The organism is Sphingomonas sp. 2378, assembly GCF_038084995.1.
Lineage (GTDB): Bacteria > Pseudomonadota > Alphaproteobacteria > Sphingomonadales > Sphingomonadaceae > Sphingomonas.
The window spans coordinates 10961-28115 of record NZ_JAXCMJ010000046.1 but is presented as its reverse complement, the minus strand read 5'-3'; the positions used below and the strand labels follow the sequence as shown (position 1 = coordinate 28115).

At 66.2% G+C, this 17155-nt stretch carries 13 protein-coding genes, 2 pseudogenes and 1 riboswitch; of the genes and pseudogenes, 5 read left to right on the top strand and 10 right to left on the bottom strand.

Going from position 1 to position 17155, the window contains the following annotated elements; translation table 11 throughout:
* Positions 1-98: 98 nt before the first annotated feature.
* Positions 99-764 (top strand): annotated as a pseudogene (locus SM191_RS16715) (tyrosine-type recombinase/integrase); the annotation flags it as partial.
* Between the two features lie 6 nt (positions 765-770).
* Here the strand turns inward: SM191_RS16715 and SM191_RS16710 are convergent.
* From SM191_RS16710 to poxB, 5 genes are all read right to left on the bottom strand, one after another.
* Positions 771-1397 carry a hypothetical protein gene (locus tag SM191_RS16710; protein WP_341507173.1) on the bottom strand — a complete coding sequence of 209 codons (627 nt, stop codon included), beginning with the start codon at positions 1395-1397 and terminating at the stop codon, positions 771-773.
* 88 nt (positions 1398-1485) lie between these two features.
* The gene (locus tag SM191_RS16705; protein WP_341507172.1) at positions 1486-1956 is read right to left on the bottom strand and encodes a hypothetical protein; all 471 of its coding nucleotides are present in this window, start codon (positions 1954-1956) and stop codon (positions 1486-1488) included.
* Positions 1957-1969: 13 nt separating this feature from the next.
* On the bottom strand, positions 1970-2668 hold the full coding sequence (locus SM191_RS16700; RefSeq protein WP_341507171.1) for a hypothetical protein: 699 nt from the start codon (positions 2666-2668) through the stop codon (positions 1970-1972).
* A 726-nt stretch (positions 2669-3394) separates the two neighbouring features.
* On the bottom strand, positions 3395-3871 hold the full coding sequence (locus SM191_RS16695; RefSeq protein WP_341507170.1) for an FUSC family protein: 477 nt from the start codon (positions 3869-3871) through the stop codon (positions 3395-3397).
* Between the two features lie 38 nt (positions 3872-3909).
* Positions 3910-5637: a ubiquinone-dependent pyruvate dehydrogenase gene (poxB, locus tag SM191_RS16690; protein WP_341507174.1), complete on the bottom strand. Its 1728-nt coding sequence runs from the start codon at positions 5635-5637 to the stop codon at positions 3910-3912.
* Between the two features lie 146 nt (positions 5638-5783).
* On the opposite strand from poxB, the gene SM191_RS16685 reads away from it, so the two are divergent.
* A complete protein-coding gene (locus SM191_RS16685; protein ID WP_341507169.1) occupies positions 5784-5963 on the top strand; it encodes a hypothetical protein in 180 nt (59 codons plus the stop codon).
* A 42-nt stretch (positions 5964-6005) separates the two neighbouring features.
* Here SM191_RS16685 and SM191_RS16680 read toward each other — a convergent pair whose 3' ends face one another.
* Positions 6006-6620: a LysE family translocator gene (locus SM191_RS16680; protein WP_341507168.1), complete on the bottom strand. Its 615-nt coding sequence runs from the start codon at positions 6618-6620 to the stop codon at positions 6006-6008.
* A gap of 35 nt (positions 6621-6655) precedes the next feature.
* Positions 6656-6736: riboswitch (ZMP/ZTP riboswitch) on the bottom strand.
* Between the two features lie 138 nt (positions 6737-6874).
* Between SM191_RS16680 and SM191_RS19885 the strand changes: the two are divergent.
* A pseudogene (locus SM191_RS19885) lies at positions 6875-7438 on the top strand (phosphotransferase); the annotation flags it as partial.
* Positions 7439-7452: 14 nt separating this feature from the next.
* Here the strand turns inward: SM191_RS19885 and SM191_RS16665 are convergent.
* Positions 7453-9354 (bottom strand): TonB-dependent receptor domain-containing protein, encoded by a 1902-nt coding sequence (locus tag SM191_RS16665; RefSeq protein WP_341507165.1) that lies wholly within the window; start codon positions 9352-9354, stop codon positions 7453-7455.
* 160 nt (positions 9355-9514) lie between these two features.
* The gene (locus tag SM191_RS16660) at positions 9515-11707 is read right to left on the bottom strand and encodes a TonB-dependent siderophore receptor (protein WP_341507164.1); all 2193 of its coding nucleotides are present in this window, start codon (positions 11705-11707) and stop codon (positions 9515-9517) included.
* A 202-nt stretch (positions 11708-11909) separates the two neighbouring features.
* Here SM191_RS16660 and hemN point away from each other — a divergent pair, with 202 nt between their 5' ends.
* Both hemN and SM191_RS16650 read left to right on the top strand, forming a co-directional pair.
* Positions 11910-13232, top strand: a complete 1323-nt coding sequence (gene hemN / locus SM191_RS16655) for an oxygen-independent coproporphyrinogen III oxidase (RefSeq protein ID WP_341507163.1) — start codon at positions 11910-11912, stop codon at positions 13230-13232.
* On the top strand, positions 13222-13911 hold the full coding sequence (locus tag SM191_RS16650) for a Crp/Fnr family transcriptional regulator (protein WP_341507162.1): 690 nt from the start codon (positions 13222-13224) through the stop codon (positions 13909-13911). Before hemN ends, SM191_RS16650 begins: the two co-directional genes overlap by 11 nt.
* On the opposite strand, the gene SM191_RS16645 is transcribed toward SM191_RS16650, so the two are convergent.
* Together SM191_RS16645 and cydD are read right to left on the bottom strand one after the other, a co-directional pair.
* Positions 13908-15506, bottom strand: coding sequence for an amino acid ABC transporter ATP-binding/permease protein (locus SM191_RS16645; protein WP_341507161.1), 1599 nt, complete (start codon positions 15504-15506; stop codon positions 13908-13910). The two genes, SM191_RS16650 and SM191_RS16645, sit on opposite strands and share 4 nt — an antisense overlap.
* Entirely contained in the window at positions 15503-17134 is a 1632-nt protein-coding gene (gene cydD, locus SM191_RS16640) for a thiol reductant ABC exporter subunit CydD (RefSeq protein WP_341507160.1), read from the bottom strand. Before cydD ends, SM191_RS16645 begins: the two co-directional genes overlap by 4 nt.
* Positions 17135-17155 lie beyond the last annotated feature (21 nt).

The following is a 17155-nucleotide window of genomic DNA, read 5'->3' as shown; positions in this document are numbered from 1 at the left end:
TCTCCTGACCTCCTTCCGGACTCCAGAAGGAGACCACGACAGGTACGGACATCCACGGCTACGTCGAGCGCGGCAACACGCGGCTCACCGGACGCTTACATCCAGCCGACATCCTGCGCGGCGCCCTTACTGTTCCCAGGGTCAAGCATCATGCGGTGATCGTCGAGCCCAAGAAAGTCGGCGACCTGCTGCGCGCAATAGACGGGTACACGGGCCGGCCCGAGACCCTGCATGCACTCAGGATCGCGCCGCATGTCTTCCTGCGCCCGGGTGAGTTGCGGCAGGCGAAATGGAGCGAGATCGACTTCGCCGAAAAAGTCTGGCGCGTGCCGGCCGAGCGCATGAAGATGAAGCAGCCGCATGCCGTACCCTTGTCGCGGCAGGTGCTGTTCCTTTTGCAGGATCTGCGGTCGCTGGCGCGGGACAGCGAATTCCTCTTCCCGGCGCTTCATACCACCAAGCGCTGCATCTCGGACAATACGCTGAACGTCGCGCTGCGCCGCCTGGGGTTCGAGAACGATGAGATGACCAGCCACGGCTTCCGCGCCATGGCCAGCACGCTCCTCAACGAGTCAGGGCTGTGGCATCCCGCTGCCATCGAGCGCGCGCTGGCCCATGGCGAGAAGGACAAGGTGCGCGCCGCCTATCATCGCGGCGCGCACTGGGCGGAACGGGTGCGCATGGCGCAGTGGTGGTCGGATTATCTCGACCAACTCCGGATCGGCGGTGCCGTCATCAAGGGCAAGTTTCGCAAGCGAGCGTAGGACTTGCTACGCCTGCCATGCGATGATGGCGTCATTTCGCAGGATCGTAGGAAGCGGGATTGCGCATCCACTCGTCGATGGCCGATGCACGCCATCCGCGAGCGACGCCGCATGCGCGTCATACCAGGCGATCGCGGTCGCGCGCGGATCGTCCGTGGTCTTGAGATGCGAGGCAACCATAGGCCCGACCACTAGCAGCAAACTGATGAAAGCAGCAGAGCCCAGCATCACCTGAAACGTATTCTTGACCGTCTTGTCGCCGGTCCAGCGCTCGGTGCCAATGGCGGCGACGTACCCCGGCGGATTGGCGCTCTTCAGCCAGGTGAGATACTCGCCCATGACAAAGCGCAGGCGCTGCAGGACGATCATCAAACCGACGTCGCAGCCGGCGGCAAGCAGGAGGAGCGACACGCGCAGGCCCGGCATACCCTCGACTTTCGAGACGCCGAACCACAGCCCGCCAGTCAGCGTCATGGCAATCAGCGGAATTTGCCACATCAGCGAATTGAGCGAGCGGAAATTTTCGGAGTTTTGGTTGTAAGCGGCAAGCGCCATCGCCTCGTCAGCGGCGGATGCCTTCGCTTTAGCCTTCGCAGATGTCGGTGCCGACTGTGTCGGTGCGTTCTTCTCCATGCGCAAACCTAGCCGGTTCGGGGGATCGGTTGAAGCGGGGCAACTGTCGACATGGTGCCGAAGGCGCCATGTACTGCGCTGGAGCTAATCATTCCCATTCGCCTGCCCAGCTGTTGTAGGCAATCATGCGCGGAAATTTGGGCAGCGGATTAGTCGTTTTCTCTTCGTCCTTGATGTCGAAGAATCGTGAATAGACGACGACGCAATCCTCTAGGTCGCGCTTCGACAGGTTGCTGTTCTGCGCTGGCGAAAGATAAGCAATGAGCGCGTGTTCGGCCAATTTCAGGTCCGTCTTGCACTTCGTGCTCCTCCGACCGCCGATCCCACGTGTAACGATTTGACCGCAGAAGAATTTGACGTTGTCAGGGTGCGCAAGCTTCTCGTGATTGTTCATGCGCGATTCCGGCCGGTTAGTCAGCCCGATATAGTTGACGATGTTGCCACGCTTGACGCCCATGTAGAGTGCGCGCGTACCAGACGACCAACACCGCATTTCGTCACGCAGCGCGCTTTTGCTCGAATAAGGACCATACCAGTCCACAATCACTGCCATCGGCATAACAACGCCCCCTTCAGGTCGGTCGCTTCCTTGAGCCGACACTCGCTTCATCTTGGTCGGCTTCGAGCCGAGCGCGCAACGCCGAAATGTCGGGCGCCTTGATTAGGAAATAGGCAGTGCCGAGCACCTCGAGGAACACTGCCGAGAGACCGGTCGTGCTGAGCTCTAACCCATGACCGACATTCGTGATCGCATGATCCAGCGCCGCGAATCCTCCCGGGTCGTCATGGTGGTGGGCGCCGCCACATTTGTTGGCAACATATCGGACCACTGCCTCGCGCGTGAACGTGGTGCCAAGGATTGCCAGGCAAGGCTGCAGCATGAATTTGCTTAGCCTGTGTTCGACGAGGCGATGCTGGGCAGGCGAAGTCTTGATCTGCCGTTCGAAATGAGCGCGAATCGGACTATTCTCGCCCGAGAAGCGATACAGATAGTGCGGGCAGATCTCCACGCCGGCCAGGACGTAACCACCGCACGCAAACGTCAGAACTTGTTCGATCTCGATATCGGCCAGATCGGGCGCCGGGATGGCGATCGACTGGCCGAGATCATGGCCCAGCTGGCTGAGCGCCCCATCGGAAAGGAAGCGCAGCGACACGCTGGCGCGGATGGCTGCGCTCGTGCTGATAGGCTCCTCGATCAGCCCTTCAAGGATATCGAGGTGGATACGCACAATCTCGGCGCGACGGATCAGTACATCTTCGGCAACCATGACGTCCGATATCAGCGATCTGGCAGTCTCCATCAACGTTCGCGCTGCTAGTGCTGAGCGGTTGGCCAAGGGACCCGAGCCGCCTTGTCCCTTTACGTCCAGCATTTTCCACGAATCCAGATCGTGCTATCGATGCTCTTGGCGACTTCGCAAGTCTATAATTTGACTACGAAATCTATCGCTTAGGCTGCCCAGCGATCAAGCTCTTCTGGGCATCCGTTTCCCGACATCGACATTACAAAGCAAGCTGGCTGTTTCCCGAGCTAGCCTTAGCCGCCGACAAAGGTGAAGGCACGCCGAATCGCCACTCTCATTAGGTCGAAGAACAATGCACGGTGTTCCAGCCGGCATTGGTTCGACGCCAAAAAAGGGACCGAATTTGGTGTGGGCCACGCAGGGGCCACGGATTAAAATGCTGGCCAAAAGCTAAGCTTTTCTGCGGTCTGCATGAACAATTGTGAGTCCTGTAAGCGCACCATCTTCCTAGTTAATTTGATAACTTGGGAAATTTGCGGAAATCGTTGTTTGTAACGGCTCTCTGCTACAATCGTAGCGAGGCGAGAATGAGCGCGTAGCTGGTTAAGCGTGATGGCGGCACTTACGATTTCCGGGGTTCGATTCCACTGGCCCAAAGGCAAAGACTGAACCGCGCCGGGTTTGCCGGGGGGTCCCGACGCCTGAGGCGAAGCGGCCTTGAGAAACAACAGGACAGGGTTCCGCCCCAGGTTACGCCCCCCGGCGGAACAGGAAGCGCTCGGATATTCCATGCGCGGCAGCGCCAATGGCGACGCCGAGCAGCACCTCCTCGGCGCGCGCCAGCGCGGCCGTGACGATCGATCCACCGGGCGGTGCCGTCAGCAGCACGATCACGGATGTCCACATGCAGACCCGCAGTTCCGGGCGGAGACGGGCGATGCTGGCGGTGATACCCACCGCAACCGCCAGCATCGCGACCTGCCCCGCCCCGCGCATCGCGATGGCGACCAGCAACGCCACCACCAAGCCCACGACGGTCGCGGCAATCCGCGACGTCAGCGATCGGTGCGTGTCGCCCAGCCTGTCCTGCGACACCACCAGCGCCGACACGCTCGCCCAAACCGGATGGTCCAGCCCCATCCGGTTGGCGATCACCAGCGCCAGCACCGCGGCCGCCGTGCAGCGCGCGACGAAGGCGATCGAACGGATCGCCTCCGTGCGGGACACGGCCGCAGTCACCCACGACCGCAGAGCGAGCGGTCGCCTCACCGGAACAGATTGGCCTTGGCCAGTTCCAGCACCTCGTCGCCACGTCCGCTGAGCACCGCGCGGGCGGCGTAGAGGCTGAAGCCCTTGACCTGCTCGGCCTGGATCTTGGGCGGCATGATGAGTTCCTGCGTTTCGGTGACGACGTCGACCAGCGCGGGGCCGTCATGCGCGAAGGCATCGCGCAAGGCGCTCTCCAAAGCGTCGGACCGCGTCACGCGCACCCCGAAATAGCCCATCTCGCGCGCGATCGCGCCGAAATCGGGGTTCTGGAGCGAGACATTCTCGTCGACATAGCCCGCCGCCTTCTGCTCCAGCGCCACGAAGCCCAGCGTCGAGTTGTTGAAGACGACGATCTTGATCGGCAGCTTCATCTGCACTGCGGTCAGCATGTCGCCCATCAGCATGGCGAGGCCGCCGTCGCCCGACATCGACACGATCTGGCGCGCGGGAAAGGCACCCTGCGCGCCCAGCGCCTGGGGCAGTGCATTGGCCATCGAGCCATGGTTGAACGATCCGATCAGCCGCCGCCGCCCGTTCATCGTCAGATAGCGCGCCGCCCAGACGGCGGGGGTCCCGACATCGGCGGTGAAGATCGCATCCTGGGCGGCCAGCCGGTCGATGGTGCGCGCGACGAACTGCGGGTGGAGCGGCTTGTCGCCATCGCGCGGGGTGGCCAGTTCGTCCAGCCCCTTGCGGGCATCGCGATAATGGACGCGCGCCTTTTGCAGGAACCGGTCGTCCCGCTCGCCCCGGATCAGCGGGACCAGCCCCCGCGCCACCTCGACGACATCGCCGACCACGCCCAGGTCGAGCGGCACACGGCGACCGAGCGCACTCGGGTCGCGGTCCACCTGAACGACCTTGGCCTTTTCGGGATAGAAGTTGCGATAGGGAAAGTCGGTGCCGAGCATCAGCAGCGTGTCGCAGTCCATCATCGCGTGATAGCCCGACGAAAAGCCTATCAGCCCGGTCATCCCGACATCATAGGGATTGTCGTACTCGATATATTCCTTGCCACGATAGGCATGGACGATGGGGGCCTTCAGCGCCTCGGCCAGCACCACCACCTCGTCATGCGCACCCGCCGTGCCCGAGCCGCAGAGCAGGGTCACCGCCTTCGACCCGTTGAGCAGGTCCGCGATCTTCGCCAGTTCCGCCTGCCCGGGCACCAGGCGCGGGGTGGCGAGCGGCGGGAAGGCGACGGCCCGCGTCTCGGGCGCGGGCTTCAGCGCGATATCGCCTGGGATGACCAGCACCGCGACGCCACGCTGGCCGATCGCGGTGCGGATCGCACGGTGGAGCAGCTCGGGCATCTGGCGCGGGTCCTGCACCATCTCGCAGAAATGGCTGCACTCGCGGAACAGCTCGGTCGGATGGGTTTCCTGGAAATAGCCCAGACCGATCTCGCTCGACGGAATATGCGCGGCTATGGCGAGGACCGGCACATGGTTGCGGTGGCAGTCATACAGGCCGTTGATGAGGTGGAGATTGCCCGGCCCGCAACTGCCCGCACAGACCGCCAGCGCACCGGTCGCGGCCGCCTCCGCCCCCGCCGCGAAGGCGCCCGCCTCCTCGTTGCGGACATGCATCCATTGGATCTTGCCCGATTTCCGCAGGCTGTCGTTGAAGGCGTTCAGGCTGTCGCCGGTCACGCCCCAGATGCGCTCCACGCCCGCCTCGACCAGCGTGCGGTTCAACAGGTCGGCAATCGTCTCGGCCACAATCCGTCCTCTCTTGTATCGATCGGGGCGCAGCGCCACCGTCTTCACGTTGCAAGGGCGAAACGAGGAGGCGAAGGATTGGCTTCCCATAAGAGCGATGATGTTTTTGCAACGTGCCGTGCCAATGATGCATGACATGCGATGTCGCGATGGTCAGCGAAGCGGGCGGAGGAGGCGCGTATGTCCTCGGCAAGGCCGGCCCGTTGCTCCCGCGCCGGACATCGAACACGCGCTCGACCCGGCTTCGCGGAGGCATCGACATGAGCGGCGTGCAAGGCGCGCGCCACGCCGAATGCGAGATGGCGATGCTGCCGCAGCGACAGGGATGACCCTCGCCGTCAGCGATGCTGAAGGCGAGGAGCCGTTCCGACCTATCGACGAGCTTCCGTCGCCATCCTGACGGCCAAGGCTGCCAACACGGTCCCCATGACCCAGCGCTGGATCAGTGCGAATGTCGGGCGCTGGGTCAGGAATATGGCAATCGAGGCGGCGGACACCGCGATCAGGGCGTTGATGCCAACGCTGAGGATGATCTGGACGCTTCCCAGCACCAGCGCCTGCCCCAGAACGCTGCCGCGCGCGGGGTCGATGAACTGCGGCAACAAGGACAGATACATCACCGCGATCTTTGGGTTCAGGAGATTGGTCAGGAAGCCCATCAGGAACAGCTTGCGCGGACTGTCCACCGGCAGATCCCTGACCTGGAACGGCGAGCGTCCCCCGGGCCGGACCGCCTGCCATGCCAGCCAGATCAGATAGAGGGCGCCGACAATGCGAACGGCGTCATAGGCATAAGGCACCGCCAGCACGAGCGCGGTGATCCCGAAGGCCGCGCACAGCATGTAGAAGACGAAACCGAGTGCGACGCCGCCCAGCGAGATCAGGCCGGCGGTCCTCCCCTGACAGATCGACCGAGAGATCAGATAGACCATGTTCGGCCCCGGCGTCAGGGCCATGCCGAGGGCGATGGCGGCAAAGGTCAGCAAGCTGGCGAGTTGGGGCATCTGCTTTCTCCCTATGGAAAGGATGCCCAGACGCGCGGCGAATGCCCCCGCGCTCCCCGATGGTACTCCATCTGTCAGCGTCAGTCGCGCGAGGTGTCGGAAGATAGTCATCGGCGCTGCGATCTGTAAAGACCGACTTATCGTGACGGCATCGAGCGCCGCTTTGCTGTGCAAGCAAAGCCCTGGCGACCCTTCCGTCAGCGGATATCGACCGCCAGGAGCAGCGCGGAGGGGCGATGGATATGGATCGGGAAGAGGAATGTGCAGCCATAACGCTGCCGGAGAGCATGTCCGCGTTGTCGGCGGGGTATGAGTGGGCGCGCGACACTGTCGGGGAGTCGGGCGGTGCCGTCTATCGGCTGCATGGCAGGATCGCTGCGCCCGACCTGTTCCTCAAACATGGCCGAGTCTCTGTCGCTGGCGATATAACCGACGAAATGGTCCGATTGCGTTGGCTGGCGCGGCATATCCCGGTCCCGGCGGTCGAAGCCTTTTTCGCGACACAGGACGAGGCATGGTTGCTGATGACGGCGCTGCCTGGACAGACCGCCTACCAGCTTCGGGAGGCGCAACCCGACGCCCGCACCGGGATAGTCGATGCGCTGGCGGCATTCCTGCGGCGCCTCCACGCGGGTCTGGTCTAGGAAGAGGATTTCGACGCCGACCGTGAGGGCTGGACTGCGGAACAGCGATGGGACGCGATGCAGCGCCTGTTGCCGCTGCCATCCGATCCCGTCGTCACGCGCGGCGACTTCTCGCTCGATAATATCTTGCTGGTCAACGGCGAGGTGGTCGGCTGTGCAGCGTGGGCGGCCTATGTCTCCAGATCGGTCGCGAGGGAAAAGCCGACATAGCGACCGGCATTGTAGGTCAGGCCCCCCGAGGAGTCGGCGATCCACCGATAGCTATCGAACAGGTTCATCACCTGAACGCGGGCGATCACCTCGCGCTGCCCGAGCCGGAGCCGGTGACGCGCGCCCAAGGCGACGGTCGGACGCGATGGCAGGCGGACGGCATTGGCCTGGTCGGCGAACGACCCGCCATGCCGCGTCACCTGAAGATCGAAGGACGATCCGCGCCAGCTTTCCGGATGCACGTCGAGCGCCAGGACGATGCGACTGCGGCTGGTGCCGACCGGGCGCATGCCGATCGTTCCGTCTTCGACCAATTCCCCGATGACGCGCGGATCGAGCAGGACCGCACCCGCAACGATGCTGGCGAACGGCGTCATGTTCCCGCTCAACGACCCCTCGATACCGCGATGGCGGACCTCGCCCAACCGGCGGTAGAGGTTCGCGCCGTCGAGATTGAAATAGGGCTTGCGCACATCGAACACGCCCATCGCCGCTTGCAGCTTGCCCAGCGAGGCGCGCACGCCGGCATCGACCTGCCGCGTCCGCAGCGCGGGCGGCGCCGCATTGCGGTTGACCGCGATATCCGGTGCGACCTCGCTTTCCTCCAGCCCCCGCGTCACCCCGGCATAAGCCGACAGGCCGGACGCCACGTCGATCGAGGCCATCAGGTTGAACAGCCACGGCCGGTCACGCGACAGGATGGCGTCGCGCCCGGGCGGACGGACATGCTTGCGATAATCGGTCTTCTGGATGCCGATGTTGAGGCTGCCCCGCCCCTTCCAGCGCCCCTCATAAGCGATGCCGCCCGTCACCTGTCGAACGTCGTCGGGCGTGCGCTCCGCGAAGGTGAAGGACGGCTCGGCGATCGGCGCGCGAGTCGCGATGTTGCGGCGGGGCAGTTCGACCGCCTCCGCCTCCCCATAGAGGCGGGCCTGATCGCGGGCGCGCACCGAGGCATGGAAGCGATGCAGCCGCGGACCGTCCGTGAAGGTGCGGGACACGCGCACCTCGCCCGAGGTGGAGGCATAGCGCGACGGCGGGGCCGCATAGACGGTTTCCGTGCCGGCACCCGCCTCGTCCAGGTCGAGCCACAGCGTCGTCCGATCGCGGCTGACGGCGAAGATCGACCGGAACAGGCCGCCCGCCACCGACCAGTCCCCCAGCTTCGTGCGGGCGATCAGGCCCGTATTGCTGCCGCGACTGGTGTTGGTCGCCCAGTCCTGCCCGGTGTAGCGGCGGCGATCGCGCAAGCGCGGCGGGACAAACGCGCCGCTGGTGAAATAGGTCGGCAGGGCCTCCTCGCTCCAGATCGAGTCGAGGCTCCAGAACGGGATGATCTCGGTATCGGGCGCGGGCCGCCACCGGAGGCTGACGCCGCCGGAGAAGACCTTCGGCGTGCCTCCGAACCATTCATCGTCACGATAAAGGCCGAACCCGCCCGCCGCCGACAAGGTTCGACCGACGATCGGTGCGCGAACGTCGAACTCGATACTGGCGTCGCCGAACGTGCCCGCGTTCAACCGGGGGCTGAGGACCAGGGCCTCGGGCGCCTCGGGTAGGCGAAAATCGGCGATTCCGGTCGGCGCCGGGAACGGATAGTCGATCGCCGTCAGGCCGATGCGGATGATCGAGCTGTCGACGATGCGATAGCTGAGGTCCGCCTGCTGATCGATATACAGCCCCTCGATGCGGACATTGCCCGCGTCGATCGGCGAGAATCCGCGCACGTCCTCCTCATCGTACAGTCCGACGGATTCGTTGGCGTAGCTGACGCCGAACGCGTCCTCGGCCGCTCGCGCGGCGTTCTGGTCGGCGCGCTGCGCCCATGCCTCCCCCGCGAACCCGAAGGCCGCGAGTGTCATCAATGCCCATTTCCGCATGTCTGCCCCCGCCGCCCCCTCTAGCGAGGGACTTGCGGCTTACCAAGATCAAACCGGATCGGCCGCACTGCTGCATCGGGCCATGCCCCATATGGGGTCTGGATCAGTGCGGCCCCTTCGGCGGGAGAAGAAGTCTCCTGAATCAAAAGGCGTAGCGCAGCGTGGCCTTCACGTCGGCCGGGCGCCCATAGGCAAGCTGATCGTAGAAGCCGATCTGCGAATAATATGTCTTGTCGAAGATATTGTCCGCATTGACCTGCACCGACAACCGCTCCGTCACCGGATAGCGCGCCATCAGGTTGACCAGAGCATAATCGTTGATCTGCAACCGCTCGGGGGCGTTCGTCACCGGGTTGGTGGTGTCGGTATAGCTCTCGCCCTCCCAGTTGACGCCGCCACCGATGGTGAGCCCTCTCAAGCCGCCGCCCCGCACCTCATAGGTGGTGAACAGCCGCAGCAGGCGATCCGGGTAGTTGCTGTTCACCCGCTTGTCGTCGCGATCGCGCACCTTGAACTGGGTATAGTTCACGCTCACCGCCCAGCCCGGCATGATCTCGCCATTGGCTTCGGCCTCGAAACCCGTGCTGCGTGCGCCGTTGGCGGCATAATAGGCCTGGTTGATCGTGCCTGGGATCAGATGACCCGCATCGATCTGCGCCAGATTGTCCTGTTCCACCCGGAAGACGGACAGCGCCGTCTTGAGCCGACCGGCGAAGAAACTGCTCTTCAGGCCCGCTTCGTAATTGTTGCCCGTCACCGCCGGCAAATAGCGGCCATTGCGGTCCTGTGCGTCCTGCGGCTGGAAGATCTCGGTATAGCTGACATAGACCGTGTGGTTGGACGTCAGGTCGTAGAGGATACCGGCATAGGGGATGAACTCGCCACGCTTGCCGTAATCGGCGACCGTGCCATAGGACAGGCCGTCCCGCTCCCAGGAGGCGAGACGCGCGCCCAGGATCACCTTCAGCGGATCGGCAAGCGACAGGCGGGTCGCCGCGAAATAGCCCCATTGCCTGGTGCGCACGTCCACCACCTGCGATCGGGCGCCCCAAGTCGGTTCTGGGAAGGAGCCGTCCCAGGCGTTGAAATCGCCCACGGCGGCGGCGGGGCTGCCGTCATAGCCATAGAAATCGAGATCCTGCCGCGCATAGCTGGCGCCCGCGATCAGATTGTGGCGGCGGCCGAGCAGCTCGAACGTGCCGGTCAGCCGCGCGGTCAGGTCCAGTTGCGAGAGCCGGCTGTCATAGCGGGCGGGGATGGCGGCCATGCCCAGCCCGGTCGTGCGATCGGGCTGTCCGGTCAGGTACAGCAGCCGCATGTCGCCGCTGTTCCGGCTGTAATTGCCGTACAGGCGCAGCGTCCAGTCGCGCCCGAAATCCTGTTCCAGATTGACGAAGGCCGTGCGCTGCGTCGAACCCCAGCTCGTCCAGTCCGCGCCGATCGTCTTGGAACGGCGCCAGTCGGTGCGACTGCCATCGGCATACCAGGTCGGCAGGCCACCCCACAGCGTCCCCCGGGGATCGTTGTCCTGATAGCTCGCCCCCGCGCTGAACCGCGTCGACGGCGTCAGGTCCGCATCCAGCACCCCGTACAGCACGACCTTGCGGTTGCCGAGCAGATCGACATAGGAATCGGAATCCTGAAACCGGGCCACACCGCGGACCCGGACGCTGCCGTCGCGCGTCACCGGGCTGGTGACGTCGGCCTGGAGCAGATAGTCGTTCCAGCGCCCGGCCGAGGCGGTGAACGATCCCGTCAGGTGATCGCTGGTGGCGTGCTTGCGGACGAGGTTGATCGAGGCGGACGGATTGCCCGCGCCGGTCAGCAGCCCGGTCGCACCGCGCACGATCTCGACCCGATCATAGAGCGAAAGGTCCAGTTCGGATTCGCCGGCGCTATAGGCTGCCTGGAATTGCAGCGGCATGCCATCGATCTGATAATTCTCGATATCGAAGCCGCGCGCGGCGAAGACGTTGCGCGAGCTGTCGAATGCCTTGGCCGAAATACCCGCGGCATTGTTGGCGATGTCGGTCAGGCTGCGCAGTTGCTGGTCGTCGAGCCGCTGCGAGGTGACGACCGTCACCGATTGCGGCGTTTCCTGGATCGTCAGGCCAAGGCCCGTGGCGGAATCCAAACGGTCATTGGTGGTGTAGCGGCCGATGACGGTGATATCGTCCCGCTCGCGTGAGCGATCGTCCGTCGTCCGGTCGGCCTGTTCGGTCTCGCGCACCGGTACCGACTGCGCCATCGCGATCGAAGGCACGGCACACCCGACGAGCATCAGCGCCAGCACCGATCGGCAGCCATAGGCCGCCGCAGACACGCCACCCGTCACTGAAACCCCTCTTAATGATATGAGTTCGCATTAGCACGTTCTCACATGGGGTCAATGATGGATTGCGTGCATCGCCAACCCGGCAAATAGCGAGGTTCCAGAAGCACCAGCGGCCGCCCTGGTCTACCGCGCCGACAATCAGGAAAGGCCGGTTTGACGGCGGTCAAAGGCACGTCTCCATCCTCGGGGCACAGCGTTCGCCATGTGGCCCTATCATCCCGACCTGCTCGCCCGGCCCGTGCCGCGCTACACCAGCTATCCCACCGCCGCCGAGTTCGGCGACCAGGTGGGTCATGACGACATGGCCGCCGCGCTCGACACGGTCGGGGCGGACAGCATGGTGTCGCTCTATCTGCATATCCCCTATTGCCGGGCGATCTGCTGGTATTGCGGATGCAACACCGGCGCGGCGAACCGGACGGCGCGGCTGGATGCCTATCTGACGCGCCTGCATGAAGAGATCGACATGGTCGCCGCCCGGCTGGATGAGCGTGGACGGATCGGGCGGATCGCCTTTGGCGGCGGGAGCCCCAATGCCATTGCGCCGGATGCCTTTGCCGCGCTGGTCGCGCACCTGCGCTCCGCCTTTGCCTGTCAGGATGCGCCGATGTCGCTGGAGGTCGATCCGCGCGGTTTCGACCGGGACTGGGCCAGCGTCATAGCCGAAACCGGCGTCACGCGGGTCAGTCTGGGCGTGCAAACCTTCGATCCCGTGCTTCAGGCGGCGATCGGCCGGGTCCAGCCGCATGAGGATATCGTTCGCACCGTCACGCTGTTGCGCGACGCCGGGGTCGGATCGATCAATTTCGACCTGATGTACGGCCTGCCCGGTCAGGACGACGCGGCCCTTGAAGCGACTTTAGCGGACAGCATCGCGCTGGCACCCGAAAGGCTGGCCGTCTTCGGCTATGCCCATGTCCCGCATCTGATCCCGCGCCAGCGCCGGATCGACGCGACCGCGCTGCCCGGTGCGGCGGCGCGCTTCGTGCAAGCCGCACTGGCGCATGAGCGACTGACGGCGGCGGGCTATAGGGCGGTCGGGTTCGATCACTTCGCGAAGCCGGACTGTTCCCTGGCACAGGCGGCGGTCGACGGAACACTGCGCCGCAACTTCCAGGGCTTCACCGACGATCCCGCCGACATATTGATCGGGCTGGGGGCCAGCGCGATCAGCGAATTTCCCGACCGCCTGCTCCAGAATGCGAAGAATGCGGGCGATTGGCACCGCGCGATCGGGGCCGGTCGCTTCGCAACCGCGCGCGGTATCCGGCGGACGCCAATCGACCGGCGGCGGGGCGCGGCGATTGCGGGGGTGCTGTGCCAAGGGGTCGCGGAGACGGACGGCCTGCCGGAGCGCGATGCCATTCGTACCCGGCTCTTCCGCTTCGAGCAGGCGGGATTACTCGGGTGGGAAGGCCACCGCCTGCGCCTGACGCAGGACGCGCTGCCCTATGCCCGCAGCATCGCCGCCGCCTTCGACGCCTGGCGTAGTGCGGACGACAAACACTTCAGCCATGCCGTCTGACCTGCCGCCGCGCTGCGCCGCCTGTGCCGCGCGCGGCATGGCGCTGTGCGACGGGTTGGACGGAGCAGCGCTTGCCGCATTCCACGATATCGGTCGCCGCCGCCGGTTGGGCATCGGACAGGCATTCGGCTGGATCGGCGATCCAGCAAGCCATTGCGCCCATCTGGTCTCGGGCGTGCTCAAGATTTCCCGCGTGGAGCCGGATGGCCGTGCCCAGATCGTCGGCCTGCTCTACCCTGGCGATTTCGTCGGGACGCTCTTTGCCGACCGCTCCACCGACATGATCGCCGCGCTGAGCGATGCCGATCTGTGCGTCTACCCGCGCCAGGCGCTGGAGGAGATTCTGGTCCGCCACCCCGCCGCCGGGCGATTGCTGCTGCGCCGGACGATGGCGACGCTGGCCGAGGTGCGGCGCTGGATGCCGATGCTGGCCCGTGCGCGGGCCGAGGCGCGGGTCGCCGCATTGCTCCTTGACATGGCGCGCAGGGGCGGAGCGGAGGGGGACGCGCTATTACGCCTGCCACTTTCGCGGGCTGCGATGGCGGAGGCGCTGGGCCTGGCGGTCGAGACGGTCAGCCGTCACATGACCGGTTTTTCGCAGGACGGGCTGATCGCGCTATCCGGCCTTCGCGGGGTGCGCCTGCTCGACCGAGCCGGCCTCGCGATCGTCGCGGGTTAGGCGGCGGACCGGGCCCGCCCGTTCGCCGCCCATTGCCGTTCGCACAGGGCCGACAGCACCGGGCGATGGCTGACCAGGATCATCCCCTGCCCCGTCCGCTTCAGTCGCGCAGCCAGCCGTCGCGCGACCTCCGCCGCGACCAGGGCATCAAGCCCCTCACCCGGCTCGTCGAGGAGCAGCCAGGGCGCTTCACCCAGATAGGCACGTGCCAACGACAACCGCCGCCGCTCTCCCCCCGACAGCCGCGCCCCATCCTCACCCAGCCATGTGTCGAGCCCCTCGGGCAAGGCGCGCACCACGGTATCGAGCGCGGCATCGTGCAACGCCTGCCACAGGCGATCCTCCGTCGCGTGTTCATCCGCCAGCCGCAGATTGTCGCGTACGCTCCCCGCCAGCAGGGCCGAATCCTGCGGAGCCCAGGCGAAGGTCGCGCGCAAGGTTACCGGCGGAAGCGTGGCCGCGTCCCGGCCACCGATCATGATTCGACCCGGCGGGAGCGAACGAAGCCCCAGCAATCCCTCGATCAACGTCGTCTTGCCACAGCCCGACGGCCCGGTCAGCGCGATCCGGCTGCCCGGTGAGAAGGCGTTGCCGTCGATGACGAGGTTCGTGTCGAGCGCAACCCCGGGAGCCGGACGCTCCACCTCCACCGCGTCGAACACCGTCTCCAGCCGAGCCTCCGCCTCGCGGAGCCGTCCACTCTCGGTCATCGCGCGCAGAATCGGCGCGATCGCATCGGCCGTCATCGCCGCCGCCAGAGCCGCCAGCGCCGCGATCGGTGCGCCAGCCCCCGCCGACAGGAGCAGCGCCGATGCCGCCGACAGCGCGACGCTCACCGCGTGCAGCGCCTCGAACCGCGCCACCACCGCCGCCTGTCGCTCCTGCGCTTCGGCAAGCCGATCACCCGCCGCCGCGATCCGGTCAGCGGCCCAATCCTCCAGCGCGAAACAGCGGAGTTCCGCCGCCGCGCCGCCCATCGTCGCCACCTCTTCGCGTAAGCCCCCCATCGCCTGTTGCACGGCACGGCCGGGCTGCTCCAATTGGCGGGCCCAGAGTTGCGCCAGGCCGAGCGCACCCGCGACACAGGCCAGCGTCGCGACCATGGCCAGCCATCCGCCGAGCGCGGTCAGCGCCGCCCCCGAGGCCAGCGCCGCCACTCCACCCCAGGGCCCCGAAAGACGGACGAAGCGCCATTCCACCGCGTCGACATCACCGATCAGCCGTGCCGTCGCCTCGCCCCGCCCGAGCGCCAGCGCCACCATGGGCGGCGCGGCGGTGATCGCGCGGTAGAGTGCGGGCCGCAGCCGGGCGAGCGCCCCGAACGCCGCGCCATGGCTCGCCAGCCGCTCGCCATAGCGGGCACCGGTCCGCACGATCGCCAGCAAGCGGATCATGGCGGATGGCAGCATATAGTTGAACGCCTGCGCCGCGACGATCCCCGCGCCCCCCGCCAGCGCGGCGGCGGTCAGGAACCAACCAGAAAGCGCCAGCAGCAGGACCGAGGCGATCGCGACCAGCGCGGCGCAAAGCCCCGCCTGTCGTAACCCGCGGCGCTCCCGCCGACGTTCGGCGGCGATCAAGGTGCGTAACGTCATGCGGCCGGTCCCAGATGAACGATGCGCGTCGCGATGGCGGCGAGCGCGGGGCTGTGTGTGGCGATCAGCGTCGTGCGCCCTTGCGCGGCGCGCGCGATGGTTGCGATCAAGGCGGCTTCGGCGGCGGCGTCGAGATGCGCGGTGGGTTCGTCGAGCAGCAGGAAGGGCGCGGGGTTGAGCAAGGCGCGGGCGAGCGCAATCCGTCGCCGCTCGCCGCCGGACAGGCCACTGCCGCGCGCATCGAGTTTCGCCTCCAGACCACCCGACCGGGCCGCGAGCATCGGTCCCAATCCCGCCGCCGCGACCGCGCGCCGGATCGCTAGTTCATCCGCCTGCGGATGGGCGAGCATCAGATTGTCGCGGATCGTCCCCGCGATCAGCAGCGGATGCTGGCCCGCCCAGCTCGCCTGTCCCGCCAGCGAAACCAGAGGGACACCGCCCGCCTCGATCACACCCGCCGATAGTGGCGCCAGCCCTAGCAGCAGGTGCAGGACGCTGGTCTTGCCGCTACCCGAGGGGCCGAGCAGCGCCACCGTCTCGCCCCCCTCGATCCGCAGCGACAAATGCGAGACGGCGGGGGTATCGCTGCCCGGATAATGAATGGCGACATCGTGCAGGACCAAGGGAGCCGTAATCCGAACCGAGGGCACAGGCTCCGGCTCGGCCAGGGGCATCAGCGTATTGGCGGCCGTCTCCGCCGCCTGCTTATCGTGATAGGCGGCGGCCAGGCGGCGCATCGGTGCATAGAATTCGGGTGCGAGCGCCAGCACGAAAAAGGCTTGGGCCAGGGTCAGCGTCTCGGGCGCGGCGAAGGGCAGCAGGCCGAGCAGCGCGAAACCGCAATAGACCGCGACCAGCGCGACCGACAGCGCGGCGAAGAACTCCAGCGCGGCGGAGGACAGGAAGGCGACCCGCAGGACGCGCATGGTCCGCTCCGCCAGTTCCTGCGCCGCCGTGCCGATCGCCTCGGTCTCGCGGCACTCCGCGCGGAAGACCAGCACGACCGGCAGGCCGCGCACTCGGTCGGCGAAGCGGGCGGACAGGCGGTGAAGGGCGACGAACTGCCGCCGCGACTCGTCCGCCGCCGCGCCGCCCGCCAGGATCATCGCCGCCACGAACGGCAACAGGGTGCCTGCGAGAATGGCCGCCGCCACCCAGCTGGCACAGGCGGTCGCGGCCAGGACCAGCATCGGTGCGATAGCGGCGGCCCGGCGTGCGGGCAGGAACCGCGCGACATAGCCGTCCAGCGCCTCGACCGCATCGACGGCTTGTGTGGCAACCAAACCGCTATCGGCCGGGACACCCGGCTTTCGACGCAGCGAGGCGGTCACGGCGCGAAGCCGCTGCGCCCGCTTGACCGTCCCCGCCCTCGCTGCGCCCCGCCGAATGGCCAGCATCGCGAACGATCCGCGCAAGCCCCCCATTCCCACCATCAACAAGGCCCAGGGCAGCACCGCCCCCTGCTCCGTCACCGCCGTCACGCCCCCCGCGATACCGACGGCGAAACCGACCGCCGCCAGCGTGTCGAGCAGCAACAGGCCCGCCACGCCGTCGCGCCGCCCCGCCGCATCCTTCAACCAGCGGTGACGCGTCCTAGGCGTCGGGGGAACATGGGCGATCGTCGTCATGTCCCGACCGTCTCCCGTACC